Raw genomic sequence first — 5,948 nt, forward strand, 5'->3', positions numbered from 1 at the left:
GGGGCGCTCATAAACTTCGATTACGACACTTGGTTGTAATGCAAGCGGCGGGCGCATGATTCTGCTTTTCCCGTCATCCTGCAACAGGCCGCCCGAGTTGCCTCATATGCGCTAAACCCGTTCAATCACGAGGTACACGAGGTACACAACGAAGGACACAACAACGATAACGATCAGAAATAGCAGCGCCGACAACATGAGATTGCCCAAGGCCTTCCAGGCAGAAAAACCCTGGACCTCCCCCAGGCTTTTCAGCAATAGGACAAAGGACCATAGCTCCGCCACGAATCCGGTCACCCCGGCCACTCCGGCCACTCCCACGAAAAAGGCCCTGGAAAAGCCCAGCAGGGGGGAAGCGCCATCGCCGGATACCTGCCCTACGGTTGCAAACAGGACCACCGTGAGAAACGAAAGCGGCGCAACCCAGATGATCGGCACAAAGGACCAAGCAATGGCGGCGCGAATAGAAACCTTTGACGCCCGGCCGCCGATCCAAACCCCCGTCCAGCGTATGAATGCGGCGGAGATATACAGGCCGATCATACTAAAAATCGCGCCGATGCCCGCAACGATCAGGGCAATACTGTAAAAGGCAGCCACATCCAAGGTCTCGCGGGCGAGGTGCCTAGCCGATGCATCCAATCCCTCGGAAATCCCCACGATTGCCGCCAACGCCAGCACCAGCCTCCTGGGGTCGGCGGCAACGATTTGCCGGATCGTGGCCCTGGGCTTGGTCCACATGGAAATCCAGGGATTCAGCGCCTGCGCTTCAGTCCGCACCCATGCTTCCGTCTCGCCCATCTCGCCCTCCAAAAGAATCGCATGTTCGGCATGTTCTACGCCCGGCGCCGGTTACGCGGCGCGGCGCCCCGAATTCCGACGGCGGCCAGCCTTGCGACCCGCCCCGCATCACCGGCTTGCGGGTTTCGTCGGCAACCCGTCGTATCGTTTCAATTCGCCGGCGGATACGTACCATGTCGCCTGCGATGCGCAGAATATGTTTTGCCCGGGCCGGATCCCCGGATCGCCATCCAATGTCCCCGCCGGAACGATCGTCGTGCTGCCGATTTTTGCCGCCCACGGCAGAGACGAACCGCACTTTTTACAAAACGACGTGGCAAAATATTTGGCATCGTCCGGTTCGTATCTGGTCACGAATGCTTCCCCTCGCAACCACCGGAACTGGCTGGCGGAAACGAAAAGATTCGACGCATGAGCGCTGCCGGTAAATTTTCTGCAACGCGAACAATGGCAATACTGAAATATGCCGAGATTGCCCGTGATCTCGTAACCCACCCTCCCGCAAAGACAACTGCCCCGCACGCCGACATCAGACACAGCCATGGCTCCTGCGCCATTGCAAAGACGCAATACCGGAGGCAAGCCGATGGCGGGAATATCCGCCCGGGGGCGGCGCATCGCGCTGCGCCCAAAGCTGCGCCCAAAGCTGCACCATTCGCGCCGCAACCGTCATGGCACGACCCAAAGGAAACGTTTCCGCCCCGGATTGACGCCCGAATTGATGCCCGAATTGATGTCGTTCAGCCATAAAAACCGATATGCGATAAACTTTGGCTACGCGGAGAATGGCGCCCGGGAGAATGGCATTTATGAAAGCAGCGACAACGGACAGTATAGCAACAAAACACGGGGGCCGTCGGGCCGTGTACTGGATTAAGGCGTTACGCAATCGAGGAAAAAGAATATCGGCGGCGCCCGCGGTTTTCGGTTACACTCTCCCGCAACGCTTCGTTCGCATGACACATGGAAGGTCTGACGATGAACCCGCACCCTCTTACCCGACCGGCAAGGCAGAAACGGCGCAGCGCCCCGGCACGGCGTCCGGGCGGCGCAGCGCATGACGGCGCGCCGACGGCAGGGAGAAAGGGCCGCGGCCTGGCGGCCCTGGCGCTGTATTGCGCCGCCATGTCGGCGCTCGCCGGCGGCGGCGCGCCGGAGCTTACGCTCGCCGGGAAATACGCCGGCGGCCTGGACCTCGCCGACTACTGGGTCAGCGAGAAACTGGACGGCGTGCGCGCCTACTGGGACGGTAAGAAGCTGGTCTCCCGCGGCGGCAATGCCTTCGCCGCGCCGCCCTGGTTCGTCGCCGCTTTTCCCGCCGCGCCCCTGGACGGCGAGTTGTGGCTGGGCAGGGGACGCTTCGAGGAGACGGCATCCGCGGTCACCCGCAGCGCGCCGCACGATGGGTGGCGGCAGGTGCGCTACATGGTCTTCGACCTGCCCGCCTCCGCCCTCCCCTTCGCCGAACGGCTGCGGGAATTGCAGGCGCTGGCCGCCGCCGCCGACAGCCCGTACCTGGCCGTCGTGGCGCAGGAAAAGATCGCCGACCATGCCGCCCTTGCGCGGCGGCTGGACGCGGTGGTCGCCGCCGGCGGCGAGGGGCTGATGCTGCGCCGGGGCAGTTCTCTCTACCGGGGCGGGCGCTCCGGCGACTTGTTGAAGTTCAAGAAATTCGACGATGCCGAGGCGCGGGTCGTCGCGCACAACCCGGGCAAGGGGAAGTTCCGCGGCATGATGGGCAGCGTTACGGTGGAGATGGAGAACGGCACGCGGTTCCGCATCGGCAGCGGCTTTACGGACGCGCAGCGCAGAAACCCGCCGCCGCTCGGCGGCACCGTCACCTTCCGGCACCAGGGGCTTACCGCGAACGGAGTGCCGCGTTTCCCCGTCTTCTGGCGGCGGCGCGCAGACGAACCGGGGCCCTAGCAGCCTATCGGACTGGGTCTGAGCCGTTTGCACAAGCGCTCGAAAACGTTCTCCGCCATTCCTGCGAAAGCAGGAATCCAGCATATAAAGCGCGCGCTTCGCGCTCCTTTTAAGGCAGGAGCGGGCCGCCAAGCTCGCAATGTGCGCGTTCCGCGCTCAATTTGCACTGGATTCCTGCTTTCGCAGGAATGGCGAGGAGAAGATGCGTGGCGATTGCAGGCGAAAATAATGAATTACTGTACAATCAGCAACTTATGCGCCGCGCCCGCCCCCAGTCCGACAGGCTCCTAGTACGCAAGCTGCTCGTAGAGTGTTCGTCGCCACAATCGTAAGGAGGCCAGATACCGACCCGGGACCTTCAGACGCCAACGGCGCGCATGGGTAGCCACCACGCCCGCAATCTGTTGAAAGCGCCAACGCACGGTTCGCATCTGCCAGCACATGGGCTTCCACAACAACCGGCGCATGAGGATGGAGTGGGTCATGGCGTCGTGAAGCAGAATCTGGCCGGCTCGTGCGGTCGCCCCCGCTTTGCCGCCGCCTTGCAGTTCAAGGGAATGCGAGAGGACGCCCATATGCGTTTCACCTGTTGGGTGCGGTAGCCAATAGGCCGCGATTGTAGCGAAGGCCTTATCGCACTTACATCCTCAGGAAGCGCTCTCCCCTGCCTCGCCATCCAATCGCGGATTTGGGGCCTGAAACACCCGCCTGGTTGAAACGGGCTCAGTTCGATTCGGGGAGTTCTTCAAGATTAAATTGCTGAAAGGCATCAATATCAAACGGCTGCAGGGTGACAATTTTTTCCACTTGAACAAGCATATGGTTTTTTTCCAGCTGCGATTGGTTGAAAACCTCAGAGTAGTCGGTTTCGATGTGAATGGTGGCGCTTTTATCATCCCTGTAACCGCTCCATTCCGGGGCGAAACGAAGCCATTGTTTGGTCTCGTCATCGGGAATTTCAAGCGGCCAGCCGGCATAGACTTTCTTGCTGTCCAGCGTAATCAGGATCATTTCCCGGCGGCTTATTTTTCCCCACACGAATCGTTCAAGCCCTTTACCAGACAATTCCCTGTCTTTCAATTCTTCTGCCCATTGCGAATCAACATAGCTGCTGCAATACACGACTGCGACAGCCAATGCGTACAAAACAAGAGCCAGTGGAAACGTCACCAGCAACACATCCTCGGGCTCCAGAGACAGGTCGCGCAGAGACGGAGGGGCGATGATGAACAGCGCATACGACACAAACAACATGAGAAGCCCGGCCGTGATAATCCGAAAATACAAAACATAACCAGTATGCCTGCCTGGCCAGAACCAGCAGCGAATAGGCGACTCATAGACGATGTATCCACTCGCCAATACGGACAACACTCCCAATACAAAACTGTCTCCAAATGAAGTGGCCAACCTGACTCTCCCGGAGGCTATGTCTTGATAAAATCGGGTTTCTTTCCGGCAAGTTTTGGTTTTTTCAATTTTTTTTCGCCCTTTTCATCCTCCTGAAATCGAGTTTCTTTCCGGCAAGTTTTGTTTTTCTCATCAATTGGACTTGCCTCTTCACCTTCGGATCCGCAAAAAATTCGCCTGCGTCCACCCGGATTCCACCATATTTGCCCACATGAATCTTGAATGTTCTGCGGGAGGGAGCGAAGGTGAGATCTTTTTCGGTTGTCATGGCAACGGCCTCCGGTAGTGAGCGGGTTCTAGGGACTATAGCAGAGTTGCACAAGCTGGTGCAAAGCTCCTGTACATGCGCCGCGTGGGCGAAAAATCCGGGTAGCGCTCGCTAACCAGCGCCAGCGCCCGCTCCCGCACCGTCTCGGGAATGGCATTGGCCGGGCGCTTGCCGCGACGCGCCGAGACCAGGCCCGCCGCCCCCCGTTCCCGGTACCTTCGCACCAAGCGCTTGACCTGGCGCACGCTCAATCCCAACTGCACGGCCGCCTGCGCCTGCCGTATTTGGCGGCGCGCCACCGCCTGGATTACCCCCAGCCGATCCGCCTCGCGCCCGCTCATCGTTAGCCATTCCCCCATCTTTCTCCCCTCCGTATCCGGCAAAAGGGGACATTACTGCTTTGGTTTTACAGCGAATTACTGTATGATCGGCAACTTATGCGCCGCGCCCGCCCCCAGTCCGACAGGCTCCCAGGCGGCGTCCGCAACAGCGACAACCTGCGATGACCGTCCACAACCCAAAAGAGCATGGCGCGCAAGATCGGTCCAAGCCCCTGGTCTCCGTCGTCATGACCGTCTTTAACCGCGAAAACTATGTCGCGGCGGCGGCGCAGAGCATCCTCAACCAAAGCCTGCGCGACCTGGAGCTAATCGTCGTTGACGACGGCTCCACCGATTCCTCGCCGCAAATCGTCGCCGACATTGCCCGGCAGGATCCGCGAGTGAAAATCATTCGGCAGGAAAATGCCGGGCTCGCTGCGGCGCGCAACCGCGGCGCGAAAGAAGCGCGTGGGGAATATATCGCCTTCCAGGACGACGACGACGAATCCCTGCCGCAACGAATCCAGAAGCAAGCGGATGCCCTGGACCGCGATCCGGGAATCGCCGCGGTCGTCTGTAAAATAAACCGGATTGGCGAATCGAGGAAGATCTTACCGCCTTCTCCTCCCCCGGTGCAGTTGCCGGTCCCCGGCACATCTCTTGCCGACCGCTTCCTGTTGCTGAGCCAGAACATGATGATCCGACGCAAGGTTCTTCTCGCACTCGGCGGCTTCCGTCCTTTCTTCCGCATATCGGAGGACACCGACTTCACCCTGCGCTTCGCCGAACGCTACCGGGCCACCTTGCTCAACGATGCTCTTTACCAGTACCGCGTTTACAACTCCGGCAAGGGCAGCAACCTGGAGAATAAAACTCCGTTGTTGCGCTGGCGTTATTATTGTGTCGCGCTGCTGAGTGCGCAACGCCGCAGAAATGGCAGTACGGACCCGGTCGAAAACGGCGCGACGCTGGACGAGATCATACCCCTGTGCGCCGAGTTGCCCGCCGATGCCCGCCTCCGCTGCCTGAAAATGGCCCGCAATGCCGGACGGCGGCTTCTGAAGCGCGGAGAAGGCGAGCGCATGGCCGAGTTGATCGCGCTCATGCGCTTCTTCGCCGCGGACGCGCCCGGCAGGCAAGCGGCCCGGCGCGCGCTACGGTGGCTGTCCTGGAAAGCGGCCTTTTATGGACAATGGAGACACGCCGCGGCGCTGCTTGCCAAC

General features: G+C 60.3%; 8 protein-coding genes. 3 read left to right on the forward strand and 5 right to left on the reverse strand.

Going from position 1 to position 5,948, the window contains the following annotated elements:
• Positions 1-111: 111 nt before the first annotated feature.
• Both OXU43_07870 and OXU43_07875 read right to left on the reverse strand, forming a co-directional pair.
• Positions 112-780: a YIP1 family protein gene (locus tag OXU43_07870; GenBank protein MDD9825071.1), complete on the reverse strand. Its 669-nt coding sequence runs from the start codon at positions 778-780 to the stop codon at positions 112-114.
• A gap of 129 nt (positions 781-909) precedes the next feature.
• Positions 910-1,344 carry a GFA family protein gene (locus OXU43_07875; protein ID MDD9825072.1) on the reverse strand — a complete coding sequence of 145 codons (435 nt, stop codon included), beginning with the start codon at positions 1,342-1,344 and terminating at the stop codon, positions 910-912.
• 43 nt (positions 1,345-1,387) lie between these two features.
• On the opposite strand from OXU43_07875, the gene OXU43_07880 reads away from it, so the two are divergent.
• Together OXU43_07880 and OXU43_07885 are read left to right on the forward strand one after the other, a co-directional pair.
• Entirely contained in the window at positions 1,388-1,678 is a 291-nt protein-coding gene (locus OXU43_07880; GenBank protein ID MDD9825073.1) for a hypothetical protein, read from the forward strand.
• A gap of 101 nt (positions 1,679-1,779) precedes the next feature.
• Positions 1,780-2,727 (forward strand): DNA ligase, encoded by a 948-nt coding sequence (locus OXU43_07885; protein ID MDD9825074.1) that lies wholly within the window; start codon positions 1,780-1,782, stop codon positions 2,725-2,727.
• Positions 2,728-3,450: 723 nt separating this feature from the next.
• Here the strand turns inward: OXU43_07885 and OXU43_07890 are convergent.
• The 3 genes from OXU43_07890 to OXU43_07900 all read right to left on the reverse strand — a co-directional run bounded on the left by OXU43_07890 (position 3,451) and on the right by OXU43_07900 (position 4,746).
• Entirely contained in the window at positions 3,451-4,137 is a 687-nt protein-coding gene (locus OXU43_07890) for a hypothetical protein (protein MDD9825075.1), read from the reverse strand.
• Between the two features lie 64 nt (positions 4,138-4,201).
• Entirely contained in the window at positions 4,202-4,405 is a 204-nt protein-coding gene (locus tag OXU43_07895; GenBank protein MDD9825076.1) for a hypothetical protein, read from the reverse strand.
• A gap of 35 nt (positions 4,406-4,440) precedes the next feature.
• Positions 4,441-4,746, reverse strand: coding sequence for a helix-turn-helix domain-containing protein (locus OXU43_07900; GenBank protein MDD9825077.1), 306 nt, complete (start codon positions 4,744-4,746; stop codon positions 4,441-4,443).
• Between the two features lie 161 nt (positions 4,747-4,907).
• Here OXU43_07900 and OXU43_07905 point away from each other — a divergent pair.
• Positions 4,908-5,948, forward strand: a 1,041-nt coding sequence (locus tag OXU43_07905; protein ID MDD9825078.1) for a glycosyltransferase family A protein, incomplete at its 3' end; no start/stop codon positions are given.

The sequence above is a fragment of the Gammaproteobacteria bacterium genome, from assembly GCA_028817255.1.
Classification (GTDB): Bacteria; Pseudomonadota; Gammaproteobacteria; order Porifericomitales; family Porifericomitaceae; genus Porifericomes; species Porifericomes azotivorans.

Excerpts from the sequence above, each read along its gene's own strand:
- OXU43_07875 (MDD9825072.1), bottom strand. The coding sequence starts at position 1,344 with ATGGCTGTGTCTGATGTCGGCGTGCGGGGCAGTTGTCTTTGCGGGAGG.
- OXU43_07880 (MDD9825073.1), top strand. The coding sequence starts at position 1,388 with ATGGCGGGAATATCCGCCCGGGGGCGGCGCATCGCGCTGCGCCCAAAG.
- OXU43_07885 (MDD9825074.1), top strand. The coding sequence starts at position 1,780 with ATGAACCCGCACCCTCTTACCCGACCGGCAAGGCAGAAACGGCGCAGC.
- OXU43_07895 (MDD9825076.1), bottom strand. The coding sequence starts at position 4,405 with ATGACAACCGAAAAAGATCTCACCTTCGCTCCCTCCCGCAGAACATTC.
- OXU43_07900 (MDD9825077.1), bottom strand. The coding sequence starts at position 4,746 with ATGAGCGGGCGCGAGGCGGATCGGCTGGGGGTAATCCAGGCGGTGGCG.